The sequence below is a fragment of the Streptomyces sp. NBC_00388 genome (genome assembly GCF_036061255.1).
GTDB lineage: Bacteria > Actinomycetota > Actinomycetes > Streptomycetales > Streptomycetaceae > Streptomyces.
Window position 1 is genome coordinate 1,473,296 of record NZ_CP107948.1, and the last position, 25,161, is coordinate 1,498,456.

At 71.1% G+C, this 25,161-nt stretch carries 25 protein-coding genes and 1 tRNA gene; 11 read left to right on the forward strand and 15 right to left on the reverse strand.

The genetic code is table 11. From position 1 onward, the window contains the following. Positions 1 to 88 precede the first annotated feature (88 nt). The 3 genes from OG917_RS06735 to OG917_RS06745 form a co-directional block, all read right to left on the reverse strand. A complete protein-coding gene (locus tag OG917_RS06735; RefSeq protein WP_328316620.1) occupies positions 89 to 907 on the reverse strand; it encodes an SCO1664 family protein in 819 nt (272 codons plus the stop codon). Continuing rightward, the gene (locus OG917_RS06740; protein ID WP_328316621.1) at positions 871 to 1,461 is read right to left on the reverse strand and encodes a DUF3090 domain-containing protein; all 591 of its coding nucleotides are present in this window, start codon (positions 1,459 to 1,461) and stop codon (positions 871 to 873) included. The genes OG917_RS06735 and OG917_RS06740 overlap by 37 nt, the downstream gene beginning before the upstream one ends. Before the next feature lie 72 nt (positions 1,462 to 1,533). Next, complete coding sequence (locus tag OG917_RS06745) at positions 1,534 to 2,220, reverse strand: histidine phosphatase family protein (protein WP_328316622.1); 687 nt, start codon at positions 2,218 to 2,220, stop codon at positions 1,534 to 1,536. Positions 2,221 to 2,315: 95 nt separating this feature from the next. Here OG917_RS06745 and corA point away from each other — a divergent pair, with 95 nt between their 5' ends. Next, on the forward strand, positions 2,316 to 3,308 hold the full coding sequence (gene corA, locus OG917_RS06750) for a magnesium/cobalt transporter CorA (RefSeq protein ID WP_328316623.1): 993 nt from the start codon (positions 2,316 to 2,318) through the stop codon (positions 3,306 to 3,308). A 67-nt stretch (positions 3,309 to 3,375) separates the two neighbouring features. Here corA and OG917_RS06755 read toward each other — a convergent pair whose 3' ends face one another. Both OG917_RS06755 and OG917_RS06760 read right to left on the reverse strand, forming a co-directional pair. Beyond that, positions 3,376 to 4,167 (reverse strand): ferritin-like domain-containing protein, encoded by a 792-nt coding sequence (locus OG917_RS06755; RefSeq protein ID WP_328321697.1) that lies wholly within the window; start codon positions 4,165 to 4,167, stop codon positions 3,376 to 3,378. Between the two features lie 252 nt (positions 4,168 to 4,419). Further along, positions 4,420 to 5,469, reverse strand: coding sequence for an LLM class F420-dependent oxidoreductase (locus tag OG917_RS06760; protein ID WP_328316624.1), 1,050 nt, complete (start codon positions 5,467 to 5,469; stop codon positions 4,420 to 4,422). Between the two features lie 128 nt (positions 5,470 to 5,597). On the opposite strand from OG917_RS06760, the gene OG917_RS06765 reads away from it, so the two are divergent. Continuing rightward, on the forward strand, positions 5,598 to 6,581 hold the full coding sequence (locus tag OG917_RS06765) for an aldo/keto reductase (RefSeq protein ID WP_328316625.1): 984 nt from the start codon (positions 5,598 to 5,600) through the stop codon (positions 6,579 to 6,581). Then, complete coding sequence (locus OG917_RS06770; RefSeq protein WP_328316626.1) at positions 6,578 to 8,767, forward strand: ATP-dependent RecD-like DNA helicase; 2,190 nt, start codon at positions 6,578 to 6,580, stop codon at positions 8,765 to 8,767. Before OG917_RS06765 ends, OG917_RS06770 begins: the two co-directional genes overlap by 4 nt. A gap of 87 nt (positions 8,768 to 8,854) precedes the next feature. Here OG917_RS06770 and OG917_RS06775 read toward each other — a convergent pair whose 3' ends face one another. After that, on the reverse strand, positions 8,855 to 9,565 hold the full coding sequence (locus OG917_RS06775; RefSeq protein ID WP_328316627.1) for a hypothetical protein: 711 nt from the start codon (positions 9,563 to 9,565) through the stop codon (positions 8,855 to 8,857). 47 nt (positions 9,566 to 9,612) lie between these two features. On the opposite strand from OG917_RS06775, the gene OG917_RS06780 reads away from it, so the two are divergent. Continuing rightward, positions 9,613 to 9,801 carry a DUF5703 family protein gene (locus OG917_RS06780; protein WP_164265516.1) on the forward strand — a complete coding sequence of 63 codons (189 nt, stop codon included), beginning with the start codon at positions 9,613 to 9,615 and terminating at the stop codon, positions 9,799 to 9,801. Positions 9,802 to 9,870: 69 nt separating this feature from the next. On the opposite strand, the gene OG917_RS06785 is transcribed toward OG917_RS06780, so the two are convergent. The 3 genes from OG917_RS06785 to OG917_RS06795 form a co-directional block, all read right to left on the reverse strand. After that, positions 9,871 to 10,656, reverse strand: coding sequence for a chaplin family protein (locus OG917_RS06785; RefSeq protein ID WP_328316628.1), 786 nt, complete (start codon positions 10,654 to 10,656; stop codon positions 9,871 to 9,873). 142 nt (positions 10,657 to 10,798) lie between these two features. Further along, positions 10,799 to 11,032: a chaplin ChpH gene (gene chpH, locus OG917_RS06790; RefSeq protein ID WP_328316629.1), complete on the reverse strand. Its 234-nt coding sequence runs from the start codon at positions 11,030 to 11,032 to the stop codon at positions 10,799 to 10,801. 144 nt (positions 11,033 to 11,176) lie between these two features. Continuing rightward, the gene (locus tag OG917_RS06795; protein WP_328316630.1) at positions 11,177 to 12,520 is read right to left on the reverse strand and encodes a M20/M25/M40 family metallo-hydrolase; all 1,344 of its coding nucleotides are present in this window, start codon (positions 12,518 to 12,520) and stop codon (positions 11,177 to 11,179) included. Positions 12,521 to 12,708: 188 nt separating this feature from the next. On the opposite strand from OG917_RS06795, the gene OG917_RS06800 reads away from it, so the two are divergent. Beyond that, positions 12,709 to 12,796, forward strand: a tRNA-Leu gene (locus tag OG917_RS06800). A 650-nt stretch (positions 12,797 to 13,446) separates the two neighbouring features. Further along, positions 13,447 to 15,849, forward strand: coding sequence for a glycosyl hydrolase family 95 catalytic domain-containing protein (locus tag OG917_RS06805; protein WP_328316631.1), 2,403 nt, complete (start codon positions 13,447 to 13,449; stop codon positions 15,847 to 15,849). Positions 15,850 to 15,912: 63 nt separating this feature from the next. On the opposite strand, the gene OG917_RS06810 is transcribed toward OG917_RS06805, so the two are convergent. Both OG917_RS06810 and OG917_RS06815 read right to left on the reverse strand, forming a co-directional pair. Continuing rightward, positions 15,913 to 16,284: a hypothetical protein gene (locus OG917_RS06810; protein ID WP_443059061.1), complete on the reverse strand. Its 372-nt coding sequence runs from the start codon at positions 16,282 to 16,284 to the stop codon at positions 15,913 to 15,915. After that, positions 16,245 to 16,703, reverse strand: coding sequence for an ATP-binding protein (locus tag OG917_RS06815; protein ID WP_328316633.1), 459 nt, complete (start codon positions 16,701 to 16,703; stop codon positions 16,245 to 16,247). Before OG917_RS06815 ends, OG917_RS06810 begins: the two co-directional genes overlap by 40 nt. 201 nt (positions 16,704 to 16,904) lie before the next feature. On the opposite strand from OG917_RS06815, the gene OG917_RS06820 reads away from it, so the two are divergent. The 3 genes from OG917_RS06820 to OG917_RS06830 are packed head-to-tail and all read left to right on the forward strand — an operon-like array spanning position 16,905 to position 18,867. Then, positions 16,905 to 17,765: a helix-turn-helix domain-containing protein gene (locus tag OG917_RS06820; RefSeq protein ID WP_328316634.1), complete on the forward strand. Its 861-nt coding sequence runs from the start codon at positions 16,905 to 16,907 to the stop codon at positions 17,763 to 17,765. After that, on the forward strand, positions 17,766 to 18,002 hold the full coding sequence (locus OG917_RS06825; RefSeq protein ID WP_328316635.1) for a DUF397 domain-containing protein: 237 nt from the start codon (positions 17,766 to 17,768) through the stop codon (positions 18,000 to 18,002). A 58-nt stretch (positions 18,003 to 18,060) separates the two neighbouring features. Next, complete coding sequence (locus OG917_RS06830) at positions 18,061 to 18,867, forward strand: SAM-dependent methyltransferase (RefSeq protein ID WP_328316636.1); 807 nt, start codon at positions 18,061 to 18,063, stop codon at positions 18,865 to 18,867. 54 nt (positions 18,868 to 18,921) lie between these two features. Here OG917_RS06830 and OG917_RS06835 read toward each other — a convergent pair whose 3' ends face one another. The 4 genes from OG917_RS06835 to OG917_RS06850 form a co-directional block, all read right to left on the reverse strand. Next, a complete protein-coding gene (locus OG917_RS06835; RefSeq protein ID WP_328316637.1) occupies positions 18,922 to 19,551 on the reverse strand; it encodes an MBL fold metallo-hydrolase in 630 nt (209 codons plus the stop codon). Beyond that, positions 19,551 to 20,636 carry an S-(hydroxymethyl)mycothiol dehydrogenase gene (locus OG917_RS06840; protein WP_328316638.1) on the reverse strand — a complete coding sequence of 362 codons (1,086 nt, stop codon included), beginning with the start codon at positions 20,634 to 20,636 and terminating at the stop codon, positions 19,551 to 19,553. The genes OG917_RS06835 and OG917_RS06840 overlap by 1 nt, the downstream gene beginning before the upstream one ends. 103 nt (positions 20,637 to 20,739) lie before the next feature. Continuing rightward, positions 20,740 to 22,182, reverse strand: coding sequence for an amino acid permease (locus tag OG917_RS06845; RefSeq protein WP_328316639.1), 1,443 nt, complete (start codon positions 22,180 to 22,182; stop codon positions 20,740 to 20,742). Between the two features lie 119 nt (positions 22,183 to 22,301). Beyond that, entirely contained in the window at positions 22,302 to 23,003 is a 702-nt protein-coding gene (locus tag OG917_RS06850) for a FadR/GntR family transcriptional regulator (protein WP_328316640.1), read from the reverse strand. 143 nt (positions 23,004 to 23,146) lie between these two features. Here OG917_RS06850 and OG917_RS06855 point away from each other — a divergent pair, with 143 nt between their 5' ends. After that, on the forward strand, positions 23,147 to 23,656 hold the full coding sequence (locus OG917_RS06855) for a gluconokinase (RefSeq protein ID WP_328316641.1): 510 nt from the start codon (positions 23,147 to 23,149) through the stop codon (positions 23,654 to 23,656). A gap of 58 nt (positions 23,657 to 23,714) precedes the next feature. Then, entirely contained in the window at positions 23,715 to 25,109 is a 1,395-nt protein-coding gene (locus tag OG917_RS06860) for a GntT/GntP/DsdX family permease (protein ID WP_328316642.1), read from the forward strand. Positions 25,110 to 25,161: the final 52 nt, after the last annotated feature.

Here is a 25,161-nt window from a genome sequence, read left to right on the forward strand (position 1 = left end):
AACGAACCGGAGTAGTGACGTTGGCCGAATAGACCCTCTTGCACCGGTCGCCTGCCCACGTGGTAACCGGGGCCGCAGCCCCGTACGCCTACACCGGGGGCCAGGGAATCGCCGGCCAGTCACCGCTCGGAACGGGGTGCCGTCCGGCCAGGCGCAGCGCTTCCACGCGCCCCCGCAGCGCCGCCAGCTCCGCCCCGGTGATCAGGGCCTCCAGCCGCACCGTGAGCCCTGTGCCGGGTGCCAGCGCCTCTGCCAGCCCGTCCAGCACACCGGCCGTCTCGGGTGTCAGCGGTTCACCCGCCCACCCCCACAGCAGCGTCCGGAGTTTGTCGTCGGCGTTGAAGGTGACTCCGTGGTCGATGCCGTAGAGCCGCCCCTCGCCGGCCGGCAGCAGATGGCCGCCCTTGCGGTCGCCGTTGTTGATCACCGCGTCCAGGACCGAGAGCCGCCGCAGCCGCTCGTCGTCGGCGTGGACCAGCAGCGCCGTCCGGCCCTCGCCCACTTCGGCGAACCCGATGGCCTTCCAGCCGTCGGCGGGCTCCTCGTCCTCGACGAGGGCCAGCAGCGACGGCTCGGCGGCAGACTCGATCCACAGCTGGCACATGCCCTCGCCGTACGGCCCGTCGCGCAGCACCGTCGGCGGGACGAAGCCCCACCCGGTCGCTTCCGAGACCTCGTAGGCCGCGACCTCGCGCTGGGCGAGTGTGCCGTCGGGGAAGTCCCACAGCGGACGCTCACCGGCGACCGGCTTGTAGACACAGGCCGCTTCCCGGCCCTCCAGCGCGACCGAGCAGTAGAGCACCGCGTTCGATGCCTCGCGCACCCGGCCGCGAACCGTCAGCTCCCCCTCCAGGAGGAGCCTGGAGGCCGTCACGCCTCCCTGCGGTATCCGTTCTGGCGCGGGCATACGTGTCCCTCCGGGTCGAGCGGCAGGCTGCACAGGGGGCACGGCGGCCGTCCCGCGTTCACGACATCGAGCGCGCGCTTGGCGAAGGCCCGGGCCTGCGCTCCGGTCAGCCTGACCCGGAGCATCGGCGGGCCGTTCTCGTCGTCCTGGAGGAGCCGTTCCTCGGCCTCCGCGAGGTCTTCGTCGGTGTCCGCGTCCAGTTCGACGAGGGCCTGAGCCTCGATGATCATGCGCTGCTCGTCGCCGTCCCAGGCCAGCGCCATCGTGCCGACACGGAACTCCTCCTCTACGGGGGCGTCCAGCGGCGCGGTGTCCCCCGCCTCCGACGGGGCGACGGCGGGCACCGGGGAATTGCCCCCGGTCCTGCGCACCACTTCGTCGAGCAGTTCGTCGATGCGCTCGGCCAGCGCGGCCACCTGGGTCTTCTCCAGCGCCACGCTGGTGGTCCGGGGCCCGGACGACGCCTGCAGGAAGAACGTACGGCGCCCAGGCAGCCCGACCGTACCGGCAATGAAGCGGTCCGGCGGGTCGTAGAAGTACACCTGACGGGACACGTCCTGATCTCCATGGGGTTCGGCTGCGGGGTGGTCCGGTTTACGGCCCGCCCACCCTACTGCGCGGAGCGATCACGGCGCGCCCGCGCCACCACCGACGGCCGCGTCCGATCCCGAGCCGCTCTCACGCGGCGCCAGCGAGCCGAACTCACCGGTGTCGCCGAGCCGCAGGACGAACGGCCGCACAGCGGTGTAGCGGATGGCCGTGAGGGAACACGGGTCGACGTGGATCCGCTGGAACAGGTCGAGGTGCATCCCGAGGGCGTCGGCGATCACCGACTTGATGATGTCGCCGTGCGAGCACATCGCGTACACGGCGTCCTCGCCGTGCTCGGCGTCGATCCTCGCGTTCCACTCCCGTACCGCCTCCACGGCACGCGCCTGCATGGCGCGCATCGACTCGCCGCCGGGGAACGCGGCGGACGACGGGTGCTGCTGGACGGTCCGCATCAGCGGTTCGTCGCCCAGCTCGGCGAGTTTCCGCCCCGACCAGTCGCCGTAGTCGCACTCGCTGATCCGGTCGTCCGGGTGCAGGCTCAGCTCCGGCCGGGCGGCAAGCAGCGGGGCGACGGTCTCCCGGCAGCGCTGCAGCGGGCTGGTGACGACGGCGGCGAGCGGCAGTCCGTCCAGCCGGCCGGGGAGCGCGGCGGCCTGCGAGACGCCGCGCTCGTCGAGGGCGACCCCCGGCGTCCGTCCCGCGAGCACCCCGGAGGTGTTGGCGGTGGACCGTCCGTGCCGTACAAGAATCAGCGTGGCCATGACCGCCAGCCTAGAGCGTGCCGGCCGGCTCGTGGGGCCCGGTCCCGGCGGGGATTCCGCCCCCGCGCGTGCACGGGCGGCCCGGTCAGGGAAGAATGCGCGCCGTGATTGTCGATTGCGCCATCTACCGGGACGGACGCCGCGTCGAGGGGCCCCCGGACTTCTCCGATGCCCTCGCCGAGGCACGCGCCGACGGGAACGCCTTCCTCTGGGTCGGTCTGCACGAGCCGTCGCAGCAGGAGTTCGACCTGGTCAGAAGTGAGTTCAAACTCCATGAGCTGGCCGTCGAGGACGCCCTGCGCGCCCACCAGCGTCCCAAGCTGGAGGTCTACGACGAGACCCTGTTCATGGTCCTGAAGCCGGTGATGTACGACGCCGACAGCGACACCGTGACCACCGACGAACTGATGGTCTTCCTCGGTGACTCCTTCGTCGTGACGGTCCGGCACGGCGAGGGGGCACCGCTGGCCGCCGTCCGCAAGCGGCTGGAGCAGGAGCACGACGTGCTCAAGCACGGTCCCACCGCGATCCTGTACGCGGTGAGCGACACGGTCGTGGACCACTACATCGACGTGGCCGCGGAGCTCCAGACCGACCTGGAGGAGCTGGAGGCCGAGGTCTTCGCGCCCAGCGGCGGCGACTCGAAGAACATCGCGTCCAGGATCTACACCTTCAAGCGCCAGGTGCTCGAATTCCGCCGCGCCACCGGGCCGCTGGCGGCTCCCATGGCCCGGCTCGCGGGCGCGGGGGTGCCGTTCGTGCACGAACACTCGCAGCCGTTCTTCCGGGATGTGGGCGACCACCTGACCCGCGCCAACGAGCAGGTGGAGGGGCTGGACCGGCTGCTGTCCGACATCCTCTCCGCGCATCTGGCACAGATGGGCGTCCGGCAGAACGACGACATGCGGAAGATCTCCGCATGGGCGGCGATGGCGGCGGTGCCGACCATGGTGGCCGGCATCTACGGCATGAACTTCGAGCACATGCCGGAACTGACGTGGACCTGGTCCTATCCGGTGGTGATCGCGGTGATGGCCGTGATCGTCTTCGCGCTCCACCGGGGATTCAAACGGCGCGGCTGGCTCTGAGGCGGGGCCGCCCGTCCACCGGACCCGTCCGCGGGACCGGACGGCGGCGGGGCCGGCCCGGGCGGGCTCAGGCGAACTCGGCCGCCGCGGAGGTGGCCGGCCCGCCGAGCGCGTTGCGCCGCTCGGGCATGGCCAGGCTCACCGACCGGCGCCAGCCGCCCGCCCGCTCGTACGCGTACAGCCCGTGGATGCCGGCGGCCAGGAGGGCCGACTTGCCCGGCGGCCAGCCCAGGAGCGCTCCCATCCGGGCCATCACGGCCAGCCCGACCTCGCGGTAGACGCGGATCTCCTCCAGCGCGCTCTCCCGCAGGACGGCGTGGATCGTGCGGGCGTGGCCCCGGGCGGCCAGGCGCAGCAGTTCCTCGTGGCAGTAGGCCAGGTGGTCGTCCTCGTCCCGGCAGATCATGCGCATCGCCCGGCCGATGTCCGGCTGGTCGCCCAAGTACCTGACCAGGGTGTTCATCTGCCCCGATGCGCGCTGTTCGGTGACTCTGCTGTGCGCGAGGTAGACGACGATGTCCCGCTCGCTCAGCCGCTCGTCCGAGCGCAGCGTCCGGTGGCTCAGGCCGACGCCCCGGCGTTCGAGCAGCATCGTGTAGTCGGCCTCCGCCGGCACCTCGACGAGGTCGAGCCCGCGCTTCTTGAGCAGGGCGCGGAAGATGCGGCCGTGTTTGTCCTCGTCGGCTCCGTGCCGGGCGATCTTCGGCGCGAGCGCGCTCATGCTCTCCGGCGCGAGTGCGGCGATCCGGCCGTTCTCCCAGCCGCCCTGCGCCTCTCCCCCGGCCGCGATGGAGCAGAAGAGTCGGAAGGCGTCGTCGCTGTCGACGATCTCCTGGAAAATGCTCCGCGCCGAAAGCATCACTGCCACCTCCATGCCGATACCTGACGTTATGAGTCAAATGCGATATCGCATGACCGGCAATGCGTGCCCCTGCCCGGTTCGGCCGAAAAGGTGTACGCCCCCTCATGGCCCAGGGGCGTAACCGAGCGGCCCGCCGGGCGTTGTTCAGCACGACGGCCGTGGCGGGGAGGATCCCCCGAGCCCCCACCACGGCCGCGGACTCCCCGGGGGCCCGGGCCCCCGGGCCCCCGGGCCCCCGCTGTGGTTCCGTTACGCGAGCCCGGCCCGCTCCAGCGCCTCCGTACCGGCGCGCAGCCCGGCCACGCGCTCGTCGAGGGTGAACCCGGCGGGGGCCAGCGTCAGCGTGGTGACCCCGGCAGCGGCGTAGGCCTGCATCCGGTCGGCGATCCGCTCCACGGATCCGAGCAGCGTCGTCCGGTCGATCAGGTCGTGCGGGACGGCGGCAGCCGCACCGTCCCTGTCGCCCGCCAGGTACTTGTCCTGGATCTCGGCCGCCTCCTTCTCGTACCCCATCCGCTGCGCGAGCCTGTTGTAGAAGTTCTGCTTGCGGCTGCCCATCCCGCCCACGTACAGCGCGGTGTACGGACGGAACGTGTCGGCCAGCGCCTGCACGTCGTCGCCCACCGCGAGCGGCAGGGTGGGGCAGACGTCGAAGCCCTCCATCGTGAGCCCGGCCTTCTCCCGGCCGGCGCGCAGCGGGCTGATCGCGGTGGACTCCAGGTGTTCGGCCGAGGGGAAGATCAGCAGAGCGCCGTCGGCGATCTCACCGGTCTGCTCCAGGTTCTTCGGCCCGATCGCCGCGATGTAGAGCGGGATGTGCTCGCGCTGCGGGTGGACGGTGAGCTTGATGGGCTTTCCGGGGCCGCCGGGGAGCGGCAGCGTCCAGTGCTCGCCCTCGTACGACAGACGCTCGCGGGACATCGCCTTGCGGACGATCTCCACGTACTCACGGGTGCGCGAGAGCGGCTTGTCGAACTTGACGCCGTACCAGCCCTCGGAGACCTGCGGGCCCGAGACGCCGAGGCCGAGCCGGAACCGGCCGCCGGAGAGCGAGTCGAGGGTGGCCGCGGTCATGGCCGTCATCGCGGGCGCCCTGGCGGGGATCTGGAAGATCGCGGAGCCGACGTCGATCCGCTCCGTCCGCGCCGCGACCCAGGAGAGGACCGTGGGGCCGTCCGAGCCGTACGCCTCGGCCGCCCAGCAGACGTCGTAGCCGAGCCGGTCGGCCTCCTGAGCCACGGCGAGGTTGTCGCCGTCCATCCCGGCACCCCAGTAGCCGAGGTTGATTCCGAGCCGCATGACCGCTCCCTTACTGATGAGTAACGTCTCTGTGCCGGGGACTCTAGCGCGCGGTGGCTCCATCCGTCAGGGGGCCGTTGTCCACAGGCCTCCACCGAGTAGCCCTGTGGCCAGTACTCTCAGCGCCCATGGAGCAGAGGCATCTCGGCCGCACGGGCCTGCGCGTATCCCGGATCGGACTCGGCACCCTCACCTGGGGGCGCAGTACCGGCGAGCATGACGCCGCCGACCTGCTGAAGGCGTTCTGGGAGGCCGGCGGCACCCTCGTCGACACGGCCGACGTGTACGGCGACGGCGACGCGGAGTACCTGCTCGGGCAGCTCTGCGAACGGCTGATACCCCGCAGCGATCTGGTCATCGCCACCAAGGCGGGCAGTGTCCCCGACCCCTACCGCAGGTTCGACGGTTCGCGCGGACACCTGCTGACGGCGCTGGACGCCTCCCTGGAGCGGCTGGGGACCGACTACGTGGATCTCTGGCAGGTGCACGCTTTCGACCCGGAGACCCCGCTGGACGAGACGCTCCAGGCGCTGGACATCGCGGTCTCCAGCGGACGGGCGCGGTACGCGGGGCTGTCCAACTTCTCCGGCTGGCAGCTGGCCAAGGCGGCCACCTGGCAGCTCGCCGCACCAGGGGTCAGGACGCGGCTCGCCAGTACGCAGATGGAGTACTCGCTGCTCCAGCGCGGGGTGGAGCGCGAGGTGCTGCCTGCGGCGCTCGACCTGGGGGTCGGGCTCCTGCCGTCGTCGCCACTCGGGCGCGGGGTCCTCACCGGCAAGTACCGCCATGCGACCCCGGCCGGTTCACGCGGGGCTTCGGAGCAGCTGGCGCCCTTCGTCGAGCCGTATCTGGACGATGCGGCGAGCAGGATCGTCGACGCGGTCGTCACGGCGGCGGACGGCCTCGCGACCACCCCGCTTGAGGTGGCGCTCGCCTGGGTCCGCGACCGGCCCGGCGTGGTCGCCCCGATCATCGGCGCGCGCAACGCGCAGCAGCTCGCGGCGGCATTGTCAGTGGAGACGCTTAGTCTTCCTGACGAGATCTGCCGGGCCCTCGACGATGTGTCGGAGCCCGTTCACCGTTATCCCGACCAGGACTGGACCGAGCTGTGAGTACGGATCGCCTCGACACCGAGGCCAGCACCGGGACCGAGACCGCTTCCGCCGCCGCACCGGAGACGGAGGCGGAGCCCGCGACGGCGGCGGAAGCGGAAACGCAGGAGCAGAGCGCTCCGGAGGGAGCGCAGGCAGCAGCCGCGGAGGGGTCCGCGGCGGACCCGGCCCCCGCTCCGTCGGAGGCCGAGGCCGAACTGGCCGCCCAGCGTGAGCTGCGGGCCAGGATCGAGCAGCGCAAGGCGGAGAAGGACGGGCCCATCCAGGCGGGCGCCAAGCTGAGCGGGCGGGCCGCCGATCTGCTCGCCGCCGTCCGGGCGGTGGAGGGCGGCGAGACGCCGCCGGCCACGCACTTCCCTCCCCCGGCGCCCGAGCCCCGGCGCCCTGCGTCTCCTCCGGCCGGGCCCCGGCCCGAAACGCGCCCGCAGGCCGCCGCTGCCCCCGCCCCGGCGCCGGAGACCGTCTCGACCGTGCGGGCCGTCCTGGCCGAGGGCGGTGCCCCCGAGTCCCTGGCCGTACCCGCCACCGCGACGCTCGGCGAGCAGGCGGCCGACGTCCTGCGCGACGACCCCTGGCAACTGCTGTCGGTCCCCGGGGTGCGGCCGGAGCAGGCGGACGGCTTCGCACGCGCCCTGCTCGGCGCGGAGTGCGGCCCCGGTGACGGGCGGCGGGCCGCCGCGCTGGTCGGATGGCTCCTTGAGCGGGCCGCGCTCCAGGGCCACACCGCGCTGGAGTCCGGCGCGGTCCGTGCGGCGCTCGCCGAGCGGTCCGTGCCGGACCCCGACGAAGCCTTGCAGAGCGCCGTGGCGGACGGGGCTGTGCTGGTCTTCCAGGACGCGCTGGACAGCGCCCCCGGCGAGTCCTCCGTACCGGACGAGGACGGCGGGGACGAGGGCGAAGCCGCGCCCCCCGTGCGGGTGCTGCTCGGTCTCGACCGGTACGCACTCGCGGAGGAGAGCCTGGCGGACGGGCTTGCCCGGCTGGTGAACGCGAGCAGCCCGGCCGCCGGCGGCGAACCGGCCGACTGGGAGCAGGCCGCGGCGGATGCCCCGTCCCCCTCGGCCGCCGAACTGATCCGCGCGGTCGCGGGCAACGGACTGGTCGCCCACACCGGCGGCGAGGCCGCCCGCGGCGAACCGGCGGCGGTGGTCACGGCGGCGCGCGCCCTGGGCCTGCGGGCCTATGCGGCCGCCCACACCCCCGACGGCAGGCGGCGGCTCGCCGCCGCCCTGGGCGCCCCGGAGGCAGCCGTCACCGTGTCCGGGCTGCTGTCCGGTGCGGAGGGGCCGGGACGGGACGGCGAAGGGGCCCTGGCCCTCGATCTGCTGGCCGTGGTCGACGCCCCGCAGCTGGATGTCGAGACCGCGGCCGTGCTGGCGGAATCACTGGCCGACGGCAGCCGCCTGGTCCTCAGCGGTGACCCCGGGGTGCTCGGCTCCGCCGGCGCCGGGCAGGTCTTCGCCGATGTCCTCGCCGCGCGTGCCTGCCCGCAGGTGGCCTCCCGTACGCCCGATCCGGGCCCCATCGGCGAGCTGGTCTCGGGGATCGGCATCGGCGAGCTCAACCAGGTGGCGGCGCCCGGCAAGGAGGTCGTGATCGTTCCTGTCCGGGAGGCCGGTGAGGCGGTGCACCGCACCGTCCAGCTCGTCGCCGACTCCGTGCCCCGGGCCATCGGGGTGCCGGTGGCCGACACCCAGGTCATCACGCCCGGGCACGGCGGCGCCGCCGGTACCCGCGCGCTCAACGCGGCGCTGAAGGAACGCCTGAACCCGGGCCCCGGCCGGTTCGGCGGCTTCGACCCCGGCGACCGCGCCGCCTACACCCCGGCGCCCGGCAGGACCCTGCCCGGCACGGTGGTCTCGGCCGACGCGGACGGCCTGCGTCTGGACTGCGCCGGCACGCCCGTCGTCGTGCCGAAGGAGCGGGTCGAGGCATCGGTGCGGCACGGCTGGGCGCTCACCGCGCACCAGGCCGCCGGGCTGCGGTGGCCCGCCGTGGTCGTGGTGCTGCCGGGTGACGCGGCGGGCGGGCTGAGCAGGCCCTGGATCTACACCGCGTTCGGCCGCGCGGAACAGCACCTCTCCGTGGTGCACGGCGTCGACCAGGCGCTGCCGCACGCGGTGGCCGAAGTCCCGGCCCAGCAGCGCACCACCCGCCTGCGGACGCTGCTGCGGCCCGCGGTCTAGCCCGGCCGTACGGGCGGGTGGCCGGGGCAGGAGCCCCGGCCACCCGCCACACCGCGTGCCGGGCAGCACAGGCCCGGCCGCTCAGACTCAGACCCGCTCGTCCTCCGGGTCGCTGTGCGCGGCCTCGTCAGCGGCGTCGTCCTCGTCGTCCGGGCCGTCGTCGTCGTGATCGAGCAGTTCCTCGTCGTCGAAGACGGAGCTGACGTCGAAGCGGCAGACGATCTGCTGCGGATCCGCCTGGTCGAACGGCGCGCTCAGCCACTCCCCCGGTTCGGGCAGGTCGTCCGCGGCCGAGACCCAGAGCGTGGAGTCGCCCTCCTCAAGGCCGAACTCCTTGTGCCGGGAGGCGATCTCGTCCGGTTCGTACTCCCCGAACAGCACCCCAAGCGCCGCGTGTGTGCTGCTGCCGACCACCGGCCCCGCGCCGGGGCCGCTCTCCGCCTCGGGGCCGAGATCCACGATGCGCTGTGCCTGCCCGAGCAGCCGCTGCGGCTGGGCCACCGCGTAGTCACGGCGGATGAGCACCGTGACCGCGTGCGGGTCGTCCGGACCCGCGTACGGCGGCAGCGAGTCGTCCGCGGCGGGGATCTCGAAGGGGGTGACCTCGTCGTACCGGTCGTAGAGCCTCTCGTCGTACGCCTCGGCCGCCGCGGCGAGCGCGTTGAACGCGCTGTAGACGGCCGGGTCGTCCTCTCCCGTACGGGCTTCGACCGCGTCGAGGTGGCGGTCCAGCGCGGCTTTGACCGCCTCGGCGGCGGCGCGTACCTCGGCAGCCGTGGGCTGCGCAGCATCAGACATAGGGCAGACGCTATCCGTACAGGGCCTCTGCCCGCACAATAGATGCGATGCCGGAATACGAATTTGTCGACGTGTACGTACCGCGCGGGGTCTCCCGCACGGATACGACACGCCTGCTCACCGACCACGCCGAGTACGGACACTGGGAGTTGGACCGACTGACTCTGCACCGGGACGGCAGCCGCAGAGTGCGGCTGCGCCGGCGGATCATTCGCCAGGTGCGCGCCACATGGTGAAAAGGGAGCGGGGCCCGCGACTGCGGGACCCGCTCCCTTCCGTGCGTACGCGAAGGCCTCATCGGCCCGTTACGCGGCTGCCCTGGACCGCCGGTACAGGACGATCCCCCCGAGCATCAGCCCGGCGCTCGCCGGGATGATCAGCCCGAGCGGGGCGGAACCGGTGTGCGCGAGCTGCTCGGCACGCGGGGGCACCGAGACGGTCTGCGTGACCGGGGCATGCGGCTTCGGCGTGCTCGGCGTGTGGCCGCGCGGCGTCCCGGGCTTGACCGGGTGACCGGGCTTCCCCGGCTGGACCGGGTGGTGCGGGACGTGGGCCGGCGGCGGGGTGCCCTCGACGTTGGCGCAGTCGTTGCCGAAGACCGGGTTGAGCAGACCGACGACGTCGACGCTGTTGCCACAGGCGTTCACCGGGACGTCGACCGGGACCTGCACGTTGTTGCCGGAGAGGACGCCCGGCGAACCGCCCGTGTGGCCCTCTGCCACCGCTCCGCCACCACTGTGGCTCCCGGAGTCCCGGCTTCCGCCGTTACCGCTGCCGGGGATCCTGTGGTGGCCGCCGCCCTGGCCCGGGTGTCCGGGGTGGGACGTGCCGGAGCCGGGCTTGGCCGACGACACGTTGCCGCACCTGTTCCCGAACGCGGGGTTGAGCAGCCCGACAACATCGACGGTGTTGCCGCACACGTTCACCGGCACGTGCACCGGCACCTGGACCGAATTGCCGGACAGCACTCCGGGCGAATTCGATGCGGCCCCGTCAGCCGACGCGTCTGCGTACGCGTAGCCGCCGCTCATGGCGAGCACTCCGCTCGCGGCCGCAACGGTGATCAGGCCTTTCTTCGTGACCTGTCGCATAGGTTCGTTTCCTGCCTTCTGGCCTTCCGGAAAGCCCGCGGACTTCGTTGCCCATGGGCCGAATGCCCCTCCGGCCCCGGAGCGCATGGCGCGCGCTCCGGGGCCGGCAGGACTCAGACCCTCGCGGGTCGGAGGTACAACGTCACTTGTTGACGCAGGTGTTGCCGAAGGCGGGGTTCAGCAGCCCGATCACGGAGACCGTGTTGCCGCACAGGTTCACCGGCACGTGCACGGGCACCTGAACAACGTTGCCCGAGAGCACACCGGGAGAGTGCACAGCGGCACCCTGCGCGCCCGCGTCAGCGACGGCCATGCCCGCACCCGCGAGCACCAGACCACCAGTGACTGCCGCAGCAGCGACGACCTTCTTGATCATTAGTTCCTCCTAGTCGGCAAAACGGTCCAGACTGCGGACCGCACCACCTGTAACGAGGGGAACCCGGCAGGGCTACGAAGCGATCGGTCTATTCACTCTTTCCAGTGGCATAGGCACAGACGGCCGATTAGTTGGACAGTCGTCTCAGCACTTGTCCAGGAACCGGTCCAGCACCCGTACCCCGAACTTCAGGCCGTCGACGGGCACCCGCTCGTCGACCCCGTGGAACATTCCGGCGAAGTCCAGCTCGGGCGGCAGCTTCAGCGGTGCGAACCCGAAGCAGCGGATCCCCAGGTCGTCGAAGGACTTGGCATCCGTACCGCCCGAGAGCATGTACGGCACCGCCCGCGCGATGGGGTCCTCGGCCTTCAGCGCGACCTGCATGGCGTCGACCAGATCCCCGTCGAAGCCCGTTTCCAGCGCCTTGTCGCCGTGCACGTCCTCGCGCCTGACCCGGGGGCCGAGCAGCTTGTCGAGGTCGGTCAGGAACTCCTCCTCGTAACCGGGCAGGAAGCGCCCGTCGACATGGGCCGTGGCCTGTCCGGGGATGACGTTGACCTTGTAGCCGGCGCCGAGCATGGTGGGCGCCGCCGAGTTGCGCAGCGTCGCGCCGATCATCTTCGCGATGCCGCCGAGCTTGGCGAGCGTCGCCTCCATGTCCTCGGGGTCCAGCGGGGTCCCGAGCGCGTCGGACAGCTCGTCGAGGAAGGACCGCACGGTCTTGGTGACCCGTACCGGCCACTGGTGCCGCCCGAGCCGCCCGACCGCCTCGCAGAGCTCGGTGATGGCGTTGTCGGTGTTGGTCATCGAGCCGTGGCCCGCGGTGCCGTCGACCGTCAGGCGCATCCAGTGCATGCCCTTCTGCGCCGTCTCCACGAGATACAGCCGCAGGTTCTCGTTGACGGTGAAGGAGAAGCCGCCGACCTCGCCGATCGCCTCGGTGACGCCCTCGAAGAGATCCGGGTGGTTGTCCACGAGGTGTCGTGCGCCGTACGTGCCGCCCGCCTCCTCGTCGGCGAGGAAGGCAAGCACGATGTCGCGCGGGGGCTTGCGGCCGCTGCGCAGCCTGTCGCGCACGACCGCGAGGGTCATCGCGTCCATGTCCTTCATGTCGACCGCGCCGCGGCCCCACACGCAGTCGTCCACGATCTCCCCGGCGAAGGGGTGGTGGGTCCAGTCGTCGGCGTTCGCCGGGACGACGTCGGTGTGGCCGTGGATGAGGAGCGCGGGCCTGGAGCGGTCCTCCCCCTCGATCCGCGCCACCGTGGACGCCCGCCCCGGGTGGGACTCGAAGATCTGCGGTTCGAGACCGACCTCGGCGAGCTTCTCCGCCACGTACTCGGCGGCGGCACGCTCGCCCGGGCCCGAGTGGTCGCCGTAGTTGCTGGTGTCGATCCGGATCAGGTCACGGCAGAGGTCCACGACCTCGTCCTCACCGGTCACCCGGTGTTCCGTGCCCGACCTGCCTGACCCGCTGGACTCACTCACGCTGATTCCTCCCACTGTCGCTGCTGGTGGTCCCCTCCCCCATACTCGCCCTCGCGACCCCCGGGACCCAAGCCCGGGGAGCGGCCGTCATCCACGGTTCACAGACCCGGGCCCGTGATCGAGCACCTCCCGATGTTTGCTATGGTTTTCCACGTCGGAACGGCCCAGGGCCGCACGGCAGACACCTTGTCCGGGTGGCGGAATGGCAGACGCGCTAGCTTGAGGTGCTAGTGCCCTTTATCGGGCGTGGGGGTTCAAGTCCCCCCTCGGACACCAGCTGAGACCCCACTCCATGTGGGGTTTTCTGCGTTCCGGGGCTGTGGCGTGACCGGCCGGCCGACCAGCAGCGTGGAGCCTCCCCTTGCCGGACAAGGGATGACGGGCCCGGTCAGCCCGCCCCGGAGGGCGGAGGGCTCCCGCGCTCCGTCCTTGCATGAGTGCCCGTACCGGGCCATGGAGGCGTCCTCACACCTTCCCCCGGCAGCCGGGAACCCCGGCGGCGTGGCCGGCATCCGGCACGGCCACTCACCGGACGCGTGGGCGCGGATCCCCGGATCGCACGGCTTCGGAGATGCCTCCGCGCCGGCGGTCCCGGCCCCGAAGGGACAACCGGCAGGGACGACGCCTGTTCGGTCCGCGGCCGGCCGATCGCAACCCGGGTCATGTGACCCGCGCGTACCCCGGCAGCGGCCCCGGACGGCGCGTACCGGCCCTCGGCCGCGGCGCCCCCCGTCGGCGCGTATCAGGCGGTGGATATCAGGCAGCACATCGGACACCTCGGCAGATACATCGGATCTCATGGTGCCGTCCGGCCGCCCTCAAGCGGAGAATCCCGTCAGGAGCGTTGACACCCCTCAGAAGACATCGTACGTTTCCGTCGCTTCCCGAGGTGCCTCTGTGGCACACCACGTCGAAGGGACCGGTAGATGACCCATGCCCCGGAACACCCCGCACCGTCGCGCAGAAACGTTCTGGGGGCAGCGGGCGGAACCCTCGCCGCGGGTCTCGCCCTCGGCGGGTTCCGCCCCTTCACCGCTGCTGCCGCCGAGCCCCGCCGGGAGGGCGGCGCCCCTCTCGTACCCGGTCCCGCCGCCACCGAGCTGTGGTACCCGGCGCCCGCGAGCGAGAGCCTGATCATCCAGCAGGGGCTGCCGGTCGGGAACGGCCGCACGGGCGCCCTCCTGACCGGTGACCCCGCACACGACGTGCTCTACCTCACCGATGCCACCCTGTGGACCGGCGGCCTCAACGACACCCTGCAGAGCGACGGCCAGTTCCCTTACGGAGCGGACGACTTCGGCAGCTTCACGCTCCTCGCGAAGGCGTCGGTCGACCTCCCTGACCACCAGCTGTCCGCCGTCACCGGCTACCGCCGCACCCTCGACCTCAGCAACGGGCTCAGCACGGTCACCTACCTGCTGGACGGGGTCACCTACCGGCGTGAGGTCTATGCCAGCCACCCCGACGAGGTCGTCGTCGTCCGCCTGACCCAGAGCGGCGGGGGCAGTTACACCGGCTCGCTCTCGCTCGCCGGATGGCACGGCGAGACGGCCACCGCGGACGGCGCCGCCGGCACCACCTCGTTCACGGGCGCGCTCCCCAACGGTCTGACGTACGCGGCTGCCGCCGGCGTCACGGGCCGCGCGGGCACCGTGACCGCCGACGGCTCCCATGTCGCCTTCGCCGGCTGCTCCGAGGTGCTCGTGGTCATCGCGGGCGGTACGGACTACGCACCGGACCCCGCGAACGGCTACCGGGACCCCGGCGCCGACCCGCACGCCATCGCGGCAGGCCGGCTGCGCGCCGCGGCCGGAGCTGGCGGCCCGGCGCTGCTCAGCACCCACCTCGCCGACTACCGGCCGCTGTACGACCGGATGACGGTCGAGCTCGGGACGTCGAGCGGCGCTCAGCGTTCGCTCGATACCTGGTCCCGCCTGACCGCGCTCGGCGCGCAGGGAGCGCCCTCCGACCCCGAGCTGGAGGCCGCCTACCTCCAGTTCGGCCGCTATCTGATGATCAGCGGTTCGCGCGACAGCGTGCCGCTCAATCTCCAGGGCCTCTGGATCGACCGCACGGACCCGGACTGGATGGGCGACTACCACACGGATATCAACGTCCAGATGAACTACTGGCTGGCCGACCGGGCCGGGCTCTCCGGCTGCTTCGGCGCCTTCCTGGACTACTGCCTCGCCCAGGTGCCCTCCTGGACCCGCACCACCGCCAAGGCCTTCAACGATCCGCGCAACGGATTCCGTAACTCCAGCGGGAAGGTCGCGGGCTGGACGACCGCCATCTCCGCCAACATCCACGGCGGGATGGGCTGGTGGTGGCACCCGGCCGGAAACGCCTGGCTCTGCAACTCGCTCTGGCAGCACTACGAGTACACCCAGGACCGCACCGAACTGAAGAAGATCTACCCGCTGCTCAAGGGTGCCTGCGAGTTCTGGGAGGCGCGGCTGGTGACCACCACCGTGACCGACCCGGCCACCGGCGCCTCCCGCCAGGTCCTGATCGACGACAGCGACTGGTCCCCGGAGCAGGGGCCGACCGACGCCAGGGGCATCACGTACGCCCAGGAACTCGTCCGGGACCTCTTCGCCTCGTACCGCACCGCGGCCGCCCTGCTCTCCAGGGACGCCGGGTACGCGAAGACCGTCGCCGGGCTCCAGTCCCGCCTCTACCTGCCGCGGGTCAGCCCGGAGACCGGCTGGCTGGAGGAGTGGATGACGCCGGAGAACCTGGGCGAGACCACGCACCGGCATCTGTCGCCGCTGATCGGCCTCTTCCCCGGCGACCGGATCACACCCGGCGAGAGTCCGGCCGAACTGGTCACCGGAGCCCGCAATCTGCTCACGGCGCGCGGCATGTCGAGCTTCGGCTGGGGCTGCGCGTGGCGCGCGGCGAGCTGGGCACGGCTCAAGGACGCCGACAAGGCCTATCAGCTGGTCCGTACGGTCATGGCCCCGTCGGACGGCACCAGCAACGGCACGTCGCAGAACCTCTTCGACATGTACGACCTGGGCTCACGCGCCACCCTGCAGATCGACGCGAACTTCGGCACTCCGACCGCGATGATCGAGATGCTGGTGTACTCCAGGCCGGGGGTGATCGAGCTGCTTCCCGCGCTGCCCGGTGCCTGGGCGGCGGCGGGCCGGATCACGGGCGTCGGGGCGCGCGGCGGCATCACCGTCGACCTGGAGTGGCGCGCGGGGAAGGTCACCCGCGCGGTACTGCGCTCCACGGTGAGCACGACGACCGAGGTGCGGGCCGGGGACCGGCGCCACACGGTACGGCTGAAGCCCGGCCGGGCGGTCACCCTCAGGCCGTGACTGCGCGGCCCGGGCCGGCGGGTGCGCGGCTGTCCCGCCCGGGCCGCTGCCGGCGGTGAACCCTCAGGCCCACTCCGGCACTTCACCCATGAGCTGACACACCATGAGGTACAGCGGGATCGGCGGGGTGTAGGGCAGGGAGTCCTGCGGCCAGTGGAGAAGTCGCGGGCGGGCCGCGGGAACATACGCGCCGGGGGCGTAGCGCACCCGGTCCGGCCAGGCGAGTTCGTGGTCCGAGCCCGCCGGGACGATCCACCACCACCAGTCGTCGTCGGCGAAGACGCAGCCGGGCTTGGGCAGCCGGGCCAGCAGCCGGAAACCGTGGCTTTCGGGCACACCCACCGCATCGCAGCCGAGCGGTGTCGAGAGAGTGGGGACGCGCGCGAGCGCATTCCTCAGCACGGCGGCCCCGCGTGACGATCCAGCTCCGCCCAGACCAGGCGGCCTGGCCCGTGCGCCGATTCACGCACGCCCCAGGCGCTGCTGAGGGCGTCGACGAGCAGCAGTCCGCGCCCGTGCTCCCCCTGGGGGGAGCGGCAGAGCTGCGGCCCTGAGGCCGCGTAGCCCTGGTCCTGTATCGCGATGCGCAACTGGCCCCGGTCGTCCCTCAGTTCACAGGCGATGTGGTCACCCGCCGTGTGGACGACCGCGTTGGTGACCAGTTCGGAGACGATCAGCAGGGCGGTGTCGCCGATCTCCTCCGGGAAGTCCCAGCAGGCGAGCCGGTTGCGGGTCAGGCGGCGCGCGCGGGAAACGGAATCGGTGCGTGCGGGTAATTCGAACGCGTACCGCCGTACGTCAGTTCCGGGGCACTGGTCGATGAGCTGGGGGATGAGCGCGGTGCCTGGAGCCACAGCCGAAATCCTTACGGTGGGGGGTACTGCGACCGGCGCACCATCCCCCATGGGTATGCGCCCGTCGCGTAAAGGTCACCCGCCCACTGTCCTCCGTAACGGACACCTTGGCAAGAGGCACTTTGCAAAGTTCAGAGTGCCGTTTCACCGATGGGGCGGGCATGGCACACTGCTGGACAACTGTCCAAATGGAGGTCTCAGTTGAGTGAGCCGCGGTCCGCCCCGACCGTTGGCCAGGTCGTGCTCGGCAAGCGCCTGCAGGAACTGCGCGAGCGAGCCGGTCTGAGTCGCGAACAGGCTGCCAAGGTGCTCAGAGTCGCCCAGGCAACCATCCGCCGGATGGAGACCGCCGAGGTGGCGCTGAAGATCCCCTATGTGCAGTTACTGCTGAAGGCATACGGGATCAACGACGCCGAGAACGACGCCTTCGTCGAACTCACCGAAGAGGCCAACCAGCCCGGCTGGTGGCAGCGGTTCCACGGGATCCTGCCCGACTGGTTCAGTATGTACGTCAGCCTGGAGGGCGCGGCGTCACTCATCAGGCAGTACGAGCCGCACTTCGTGCCCGGCGTGCTGCAGACCGAGGAGTACGCGCGCGCGGTGATGCTGAGCGGCGCCGTGGGCGAGACCAGCCCCGCGGACATCGACCGGCATGTCGCGCTGCGGATGGAGCGGCAGTCGCTGCTGACGCGGCCGGACGCTCCGACGCTCTGGGTCGTGATGGACGAGACGGTGCTGCGGCGGCACGCGGGCGGCCCCGACGTGATGCGGGGCCAGGTCGACAAGCTGCTGCGCGCCGCCGAGCTGCCGCATGTCACGCTGCAGATAGCGGAGTTCTCCGGTGGTCACCATCCGGGGACCTACGGGCCTTTCGTCCTCTTCCGTTTTGCCATGCCCGAACTTCCCGACATGGTCTACAGCGAGTACCTGACCGGCGCCGTCTATCTGGACGCGCGCCCCGAGGTGGCGGCCCACCTCGAGGTCATGGACCGCATGGCGGCTCAGGCCGCAACTGCACAACGCACGAAGGAGATCCTCAAGGATTTCCGCAAGGAGCTGTAAATGGATCGCATATACAACGGCATGCCTGCCGCGGACCTCGGCGCCGAGGGCTGGCACAAGCCGTGGAGCGGCGGCAACGGCGGGAACTGCATCGAGGCCATGAAACTGGCCGACGGCAGGGTCGCCGTGCGCCAGTCCGCAGACCCTGAAGGCCCCGCACTCATCTACTCCACCGGCGAGATCGCCGCCTTCATCCAGGGTGCGAAGTCCGGCCAGGCGGACTTCCTCCTCACCTGACCAGCACCGTTGTCGTCGTTGATATCGTTGTCGACTTTCTTCACCGACTGGAGCGCCCATGACCGGATCAGATCCCGCGCCCGCCCAGATCGACACCAGCAAGCCGCATCCTGCCCGGATGTACGACTGGTTCCTGGGCGGCAAGGACAACTATCCGGTCGACCAGCAGATGGCCGAGCAGCTGCTCGCCCTGGACTCTCGGGGCAGGGAGATGGCGCGGGTCAACCGGGCGTTCATGCACCGGGCGACCCGCTGTCTCGCCGAGAGCGGCATCCGTCAGTTCCTGGACGTCGGGACGGGGATACCGACCGAACCCAATCTGCACCAGGTCGCCCAGGGCTCGGCGCCGGACTCCCGCGTCGTCTACTGCGACAACGACCCGATCGTGCTCGCGCACGCGGCGGCGCTGCTGCGCTCCACCCCCGAGGGCGCGACCGACTACATCCAGGCGGACGCGCGGGAGCCCTCCACCATCCTGGAGGCGGCCGGGAAGCTCCTGGACTTCGACCGGCCGATCGCCCTCTCGCTGGTGGCGCTGCTGCACTTCGTCGCCGACGAGGACGCGTACGCGCTGGTGGACCGGCTGATGGGGCCGCTGGCGCCCGGCAGTTGTCTCGTCCTGTCGCACGTCACAGGGGAGTTCGATCCGGAGGGCTCCGCGAAGGCCGTCGAGATGTACCGGGCCCGCGGTCTGACGCTGCGGCCCCGTTCGCGTGCGGAGACGGCCCGTTTCTTCGAGGGGTTCGAGCTCCTTGAGCCCGGGGTCTCACTGGCCGCCGAGTGGCGGCCCGAGCTCGGCGAACGGGTGCCGGTCCCCGGCGACGAGCCCATCCCGGGCTGGGTCGGCGTCGCCCGCAAGTCCTGAACCCGCGGGGTGCTCCGGTGTGCCGGGACGGCTTGCGGAGCACCCCGCGGTCGTTCAGCTGTCCTGCGCCTGCCACTCCGGCAGGCCGGGGGCCTCGGCGCCGATCGTGGTCGGATCGCCGTGGCCGGTGCGGACCACGGTCTGCGGGTCGAGTGTCAGCAGCCGGTCCCGGATGGACGCGACGATCGTCGGGTGGTCCGAGAACGACCGGCCGGTCGCGCCGGGGCCGCCCTGGAAGAGCGTGTCACCGGTGAAGACCGTGGCCAGGTCCGGGGCGTGCAGACAGACCGCACCGGGCGCATGGCCCGGCGTGTGCAGCACCGTCAGGGTGGTTCCCGCGACCGTCAGGGTCTGCCCGTCCCTGAGCTCGCCGTCCGGGAGGCAGCCGGGGTGGGTCATCCGCCACAGCGGCAGGTCGTCCGGGTGCAGGAGGACGGGCGCCCCGGTGGTCGCGGCCAGCGCGGGCGCCGCGTCGATGTGGTCGTTGTGCCCGTGCGTGCAGACGATGGCGCGCAGCGTACGGCCGCCCAGGGCCGCTTCGATCGCGCCGGCGTCATGAGCGGCGTCGATGACGATCGCCTCGCTGTCGTCGCCCACGATCCAGACGTTGTTGTCGACGTCCCAGGTGCCGCCGTCGAGCGAGAACGTCCCGGAGGTGACCAGATGGTCGATGCGGGCCGCCATCAGAACTCCACCACCGAGCGCAGCACGTCGCCGTCCTGCATCCTGCCGAAGGCCTTCTCGACGTCGTCGAGACCGATCGTCTCGGTGACGAAGGCGGCGAGGTCGATCCGGCCCTGGAGGTGCAGGTCGACGAGCATCGGGAAGTCGCGGGAGGGCAGGCAGTCCCCGTACCAGGAGGACTTGAGCGACCCGCCGCGGCCGAAGACGTCGAGCAGCGGCAGCTCCAGCTGCATCTCCGGCGTCGGGACGCCGACCAGGACGACCGTCCCCGCCAGATCGCGGGCGTAGAAGGCCTGCCGGTACGTCTCGGGACGGCCGACCGCCTCGATCACCACGTCCGCGCCGAAGCCGCCGGTGAGTTCCCGGATGGCCTCGACCGGGTCCGAGGCGCGCGAGTTGACGGTGTGGGTGGCGCCCATCCGCCGGGCGGTCGCGAGCTTCTTGTCGTCGATGTCGACTGCGATGATCTTCGCGGCGCCGGCGAGCCGGGCGCCGACGACGGCGGCGTCACCGACGCCGCCGCAGCCGATGACCGCGACGGAGTCGCCGCGTCCGACCTGTCCTGTGTTGATCGCGGCGCCGATGCCCGCCATGACCCCGCAGCCGAGCAGCCCCGCGACGGCAGGGGAGACGGCCGGGTCGACCTTGGTGCACTGTCCGGAGGCGACGAGGGTCTTCTCGGCGAAGGCACCGATGCCCAGCGCCGGGGTGAGCTCCGTCCCGTCGGCCAGGGTCATCCGCTGCTTCGCGTTGTGCGTGTCGAAGCAGTACTGCGGCCTGCCGCGCAGACAGGCCCGGCACTGGCCGCACACCGCGCGCCAGTTGAGGATCACGAAGTCGCCGGGGGCGACGTCGGTGACACCGGCGCCGACCGCTTCCACGGTGCCCGCGGCCTCGTGGCCGAGCAGGAACGGGAAGTCGTCGTTGATCCCGCCCTGCTTGTAGTGGAGGTCCGTGTGGCAGACCCCGCAGGCCTGGATCCGGACCACGGCCTCACCTGGCCCCGGGTCCGGGACCAGGATCGTCTCCACGCGGAGGGGTTGGTTCTTGCCGGGGGCCACGACCCCTTGGACCTGCTGCGTCATGCCGTCAACAGCCTTCCGTGTCGTCCAGGGCCTCCCGTCCGGACCGTGCCGGGACGGCGGGGTCCGGCACGATCCGGACGGGGGACCCGAGCGGTATGTGGCCTCAGTCTTCCAGGCCGCGGCGCTCGGCGGCGACGGACGCGACCCGGCCGCGCACCAGGAACCAGCCGCCGACGAGCGCGGCGGCGATCAGCGGCAGGCACTCCACGGTCGTGCGGCCCACTCCCCCGCCCCACCACATCAGGAACGCGACGGCGACCAGGAAGCAGAGAGTGACGATCTGGGTGTACGGCGCCCACGGCAGACGGTAGGCGGGGCGGGTGACCCGGCCCTCCTTCGAGCGCTGCCAGAAGAGCAGCGAGCAGAGCATGACCATGCCCCAGGTGCCGAGGATGCCGATGGACGCGAAGTTGAGGACGATCTCGAAGGCCTTGCCGGGGACCAGGTAGTTGAGCACGACGCCCAGCGCTCCGAAGCCCGCGGTGAGCAGGATGCCTCCGTAGGGCACCTGGCCCTTGTTCATCCGGCCGGTGAAGCGCGGGGCGGACCCGGAGAGCGCCATCGAGCGGAGGATCCGGCCCGTGGAGTACAGCCCCGAGTTGAGGCTGGAGAGCGCCGCGGTCAGGACGACCAGGTTCATCACGCCGGCCGCACCGGGAACGCCGATCTTCGAGAGCACCGTGACGAAGGGGCTCTCCCCGTCGGAGTAGGCGGTGTACGGGAGCAGCAGGGCGAGCAGGACGACGGAGCCGACGTAGAAGATGCCGACCCGCCACATGATCGAGTTGATGGCCTTCGGGATGACCTTCCCCGGGTTCTCGGTCTCGCCCGCGGCGACGCCGCACAGCTCGACGGAGGCGTAGGCGAAGACGACGCCCTGGATGACCAGCAGCATGGGCATCACGCCCTTGGGGAAGAGACCGCCGCTGTCCCCGATGGTGCCGAACCCCGGGGTGTGCCCGTCGACCGAGTGCTGGGTGACCACCAGGTAGATGCCGATGCACATGAAGATGACCAGTGCGGCGACCTTGATGATCGAGAACCAGAACTCCGTCTCACCGAAGTACTTGACCGAGATCAGGTTGGCGGTGAGGACGAGGGCCAGGGCGATGAGCGCGCAGACCCACTGCGGGACCGAGCTGAACATCGACCAGAAGTGGGCGTAGGTGGCCGCGGCGGTGATGTCGGCGACCGCGGTGGTCGACCAGTTGAGGAAGTAGAGCCAGCCCGCGGTGTAGGCGCCCTTCTCTCCCATGAACTCACGCGCGTAGCTGACGAAGGCGCCGGACGAGGGGCGGTAGAGGACGAGTTCGCCCAGTGCCCGCACGACGAAGAAGGCGAAGGCGCCGCAGACCGCGTAGGCGATGGCGAGTGAGGGGCCCGCACCTGCCATCCGGCCGCCGGCGCCGAGGAAGAGGCCGGTGCCTATGGCCCCGCCGATGGCGATCATGTTGATGTGGCGGGACTTCAGGTCTTTGCTGTAGCCCTCGTCACCGGCATCGACGTGCAGTGGAGGTTCTGCCGCAGTGAGGGTGCGGTCGCTCATAGGGTGCGTCGCCTTACGTGGGGAGGTGGCGGCTATATCAAGGCGTCAGCGTAAACGGGGCATGACGAGCCCGAGAACAGAATGAAATCTATGTCACAAAACGTTTGAAACCGCACCGGTCAGGGCGCCAGGACGTCGAGCTCCTTCAGCGCGCCGACCGCGATCTCCCTGGTCAGTTTCTCCGCCCGGTCCGCATCACCTTCCCGTACGGCCTCCGCCACCTGCACATGCAAGGTGACAGCGGCCGGGTCCGGGTCGTCGAACATCACCTGGTGCTCCGTGCGTCCTGCGAGCACCTCGGCGACCACATCACCGAGCCTGGCGAACATCTCGTTCCCCGATCCGCGCAGAACAAGGCGGTGGAAGGCGATGTCGTGCACGAGATAGGCGGCCAGCTGGTGGCCGCGTGACGTGGCGACCATGCCGAGCGCCTGCTCGGTGAGGGCGGCGCACTGTCCGGCCGTCGCGTGCCGGGCCGCGAGCCCGGCGGCCACCGGCTCGACGGAGTACCGCAGCACCGTCAGCGAGCGGAGCTGGCGTGACCGGTCGGCCCCGGCCAGCCGCCACCGGATGACCTGCGGGTCGTAGACGTTCCACTCCTCGGTGGGGCGGACGGTCACGCCGACCCGGCGCCGCGACTCCACCAGGTGCATCGACTCCAGGACGCGGACCGCCTCACGGATCACCGTGCGGGACACGTCGAAGCGCTGGGCCAGTTCGTCGGTGCGCAGCACGCTGCCCGGCGGGTACTCCCCCGAGGTGATCGACGGGCCGAGGTTTTCCAGCACGCGGGCGTGCAGCCCCGGGCCCTGAGTGGTCATGGCCTCACCCTACGGGGCATACGCCGGAGCTATTACGTATGACTTTTAAGTCACAGCCTCTTGAATAAGTCGTACCTAATGGGTTTCAGTAGCGCGACGGATCCATGTCGACTCATGTCGAAGAAGACAGCGAGGCACCACCCATGAGCACCCCCCGAGTCGTAGTCCTGATGGGCGTGGCAGGGACCAGCAAGACCACGATCGGTCCGCTGCTCTCCGCCGCACTGGGCGTTCCGTACGCCGAGGGGGACGACTTCCACCCCGCCGCGAACATCGCCAAGATGTCCGCGGGGACGCCTCTGGAGGACGCCGACCGCCTGCCCTGGCTGGACGCGATCGGCCGCTGGGCCCACGACCGGGCCGGCCACGGCGGCGTCGTCAGCTGCTCCGCGCTCAAGCGCTCGTACCGCGACCGGCTGCGGGCCGAGGCGCCCGGCGTCGTCTTCCTGCACCTGACCGGGGACCGGGAGCTGATCGAGAAGCGGATGGCGGAGCGCAAGGGGCACTTCATGCCCACCGCTCTCCTCGACTCGCAGTTCGCCGCGCTCCAGCCGCTGGCCGAGGACGAGGCGGGCACCGCCGTCGACATCTCCGGGACCCCCGAGGAGATCACCGGGCGGGCCGTGGCCGCACTGCGCGGCCTGGGCCAGTAGTACCGGCGCACCTCACCGCCCCACCGGACCACCCCCTCACGAACCGAAGGAATCCACCGTGTCCAGTCTCAGTGTCGAGATGCTGGCAGCGGACGCAGCGCCGATATCGTCGGCCGGTCACGCCCAGCTGGGGATCGCCGTCCTCGCGGGCATCGCCGTCATCGTCCTGCTCATCACGAAGACCAAGCTCCACGCGTTCCTGGCGCTGACCATCGGATCGCTCGTCCTGGGAGCGGTCGCGGGCGCTCCGCTCGACAAGGTCATCACCAGCTTCACCACGGGGCTCGGTTCCACCACCGCGAGCGTCGGTGTGCTGATCGCGCTCGGTGCGATCCTCGGCAAGCTCCTCGCGGACTCGGGCGGCGCCGACCAGATCGTCGACACCATCCTCGCGAAGGCGAGCCGGCGCAGTATGCCGTGGGCCATGGTGCTGATCGCGGCGATCGTCGGTCTGCCGCTCTTCTTCGAGATCGGCATCGTGCTGCTGATCCCGGTGGTGCTGCTGGTCGCCAAGCGCGGCAACTTCTCGCTGATGCGGATCGGTATCCCGGCGCTGGCCGGCCTGTCCGTGATGCACGGTCTGATCCCGCCGCACCCCGGCCCGCTGGTCGCCATCGCCGCCGTGCACGCCAACCTCGGTGTGACGCTCGCGCTGGGTGTCCTGGTCGCCATTCCCACCGTGATCATCGCCGGACCGGTCTTCTCCCGGTACGCGGCCCGCTGGGTCGACATCCAGGCGCCCGACCGCATGGTGCCGGAGCGCCCGTCGGAGGACCTCGCCAAGCGGCCCGGCTTCGGTGCCACGGTGGCCACCGTGCTGCTGCCGGTCGTCCTGATGCTGGCCAAGGCGCTCGTCGACATCACGATCGACGACCCCGCGGACACCGTCCAGCGCGCGTTCGACGTCATCGGCTCGCCCCTGATCGCCCTGCTGGCCGCGGTGATCGTCGCCATGTTCACGCTCGGCCGGGCCGCCGGGTTCAGCAAGGGCCGGATGTCGGAGACCGTCGAGAAGTCCCTCGCGCCGATCGCGAGCGTGCTGCTCATCGTCGGCGCCGGCGGCGGCTTCAAGCAGACCCTGGTGGACTCGGGTGTCGGTCAGATGGTCCTGGACATCTCCAAGGACTGGTCGATCCCGGCACTGCTGCTGGCCTGGCTGATCGCCGTGGTGATGCGCCTGGCGACGGGCTCCGCCACGGTGGCGACCGTCTCGGCCGCCGGTCTGGTCGCTCCGCTCGCCGCCGACATGTCCACGGCGCACGTGGCACTGCTGGTGCTCGCCGTCGGTGCGGGATCGCTCTTCTTCAGCCATGTGAACGACGCGGGGTTCTGGCTGGTGAAGGAGTACTTCGGGATGAACGTCGGCCAGACCATCAAGACCTGGTCGGTGATGGAGACCATCATCTCGGTGGTCTCCATGATCTTCATCATGCTGCTCTCGCTGGTTCTCTAGTACCGCGGACAGCAGGAGTACCGGGGACAGGAGTACCGGGGACAGCGGAGTA

What these genes read in the sequence shown, in the direction of transcription:
- OG917_RS06735 (WP_328316620.1), bottom strand. Translation starts at nt 907, where the DNA reads ATGCCCGCGCCAGAACGGATACCGCAGGGAGGCGTGACGGCCTCCAGG.
- OG917_RS06745 (WP_328316622.1), bottom strand. Translation starts at nt 2,220, where the DNA reads ATGGCCACGCTGATTCTTGTACGGCACGGACGGTCCACCGCCAACACC.
- corA (WP_328316623.1), top strand. Translation starts at nt 2,316, where the DNA reads ATGCGCGCCGTGATTGTCGATTGCGCCATCTACCGGGACGGACGCCGC.
- OG917_RS06755 (WP_328321697.1), bottom strand. Translation starts at nt 4,167, where the DNA reads ATGCTTTCGGCGCGGAGCATTTTCCAGGAGATCGTCGACAGCGACGAC.
- OG917_RS06760 (WP_328316624.1), bottom strand. Translation starts at nt 5,469, where the DNA reads ATGCGGCTCGGAATCAACCTCGGCTACTGGGGTGCCGGGATGGACGGC.
- OG917_RS06765 (WP_328316625.1), top strand. Translation starts at nt 5,598, where the DNA reads ATGGAGCAGAGGCATCTCGGCCGCACGGGCCTGCGCGTATCCCGGATC.
- OG917_RS06775 (WP_328316627.1), bottom strand. Translation starts at nt 9,565, where the DNA reads ATGTCTGATGCTGCGCAGCCCACGGCTGCCGAGGTACGCGCCGCCGCC.
- OG917_RS06780 (WP_164265516.1), top strand. Translation starts at nt 9,613, where the DNA reads ATGCCGGAATACGAATTTGTCGACGTGTACGTACCGCGCGGGGTCTCC.
- OG917_RS06785 (WP_328316628.1), bottom strand. Translation starts at nt 10,656, where the DNA reads ATGCGACAGGTCACGAAGAAAGGCCTGATCACCGTTGCGGCCGCGAGC.
- chpH (WP_328316629.1), bottom strand. Translation starts at nt 11,032, where the DNA reads ATGATCAAGAAGGTCGTCGCTGCTGCGGCAGTCACTGGTGGTCTGGTG.
- OG917_RS06805 (WP_328316631.1), top strand. Translation starts at nt 13,447, where the DNA reads ATGACCCATGCCCCGGAACACCCCGCACCGTCGCGCAGAAACGTTCTG.
- OG917_RS06825 (WP_328316635.1), top strand. Translation starts at nt 17,766, where the DNA reads ATGGATCGCATATACAACGGCATGCCTGCCGCGGACCTCGGCGCCGAG.
- OG917_RS06830 (WP_328316636.1), top strand. Translation starts at nt 18,061, where the DNA reads ATGACCGGATCAGATCCCGCGCCCGCCCAGATCGACACCAGCAAGCCG.
- OG917_RS06835 (WP_328316637.1), bottom strand. Translation starts at nt 19,551, where the DNA reads ATGGCGGCCCGCATCGACCATCTGGTCACCTCCGGGACGTTCTCGCTC.
- OG917_RS06840 (WP_328316638.1), bottom strand. Translation starts at nt 20,636, where the DNA reads ATGACGCAGCAGGTCCAAGGGGTCGTGGCCCCCGGCAAGAACCAACCC.
- OG917_RS06845 (WP_328316639.1), bottom strand. Translation starts at nt 22,182, where the DNA reads ATGAGCGACCGCACCCTCACTGCGGCAGAACCTCCACTGCACGTCGAT.
- OG917_RS06850 (WP_328316640.1), bottom strand. Translation starts at nt 23,003, where the DNA reads ATGACCACTCAGGGCCCGGGGCTGCACGCCCGCGTGCTGGAAAACCTC.
- OG917_RS06855 (WP_328316641.1), top strand. Translation starts at nt 23,147, where the DNA reads ATGAGCACCCCCCGAGTCGTAGTCCTGATGGGCGTGGCAGGGACCAGC.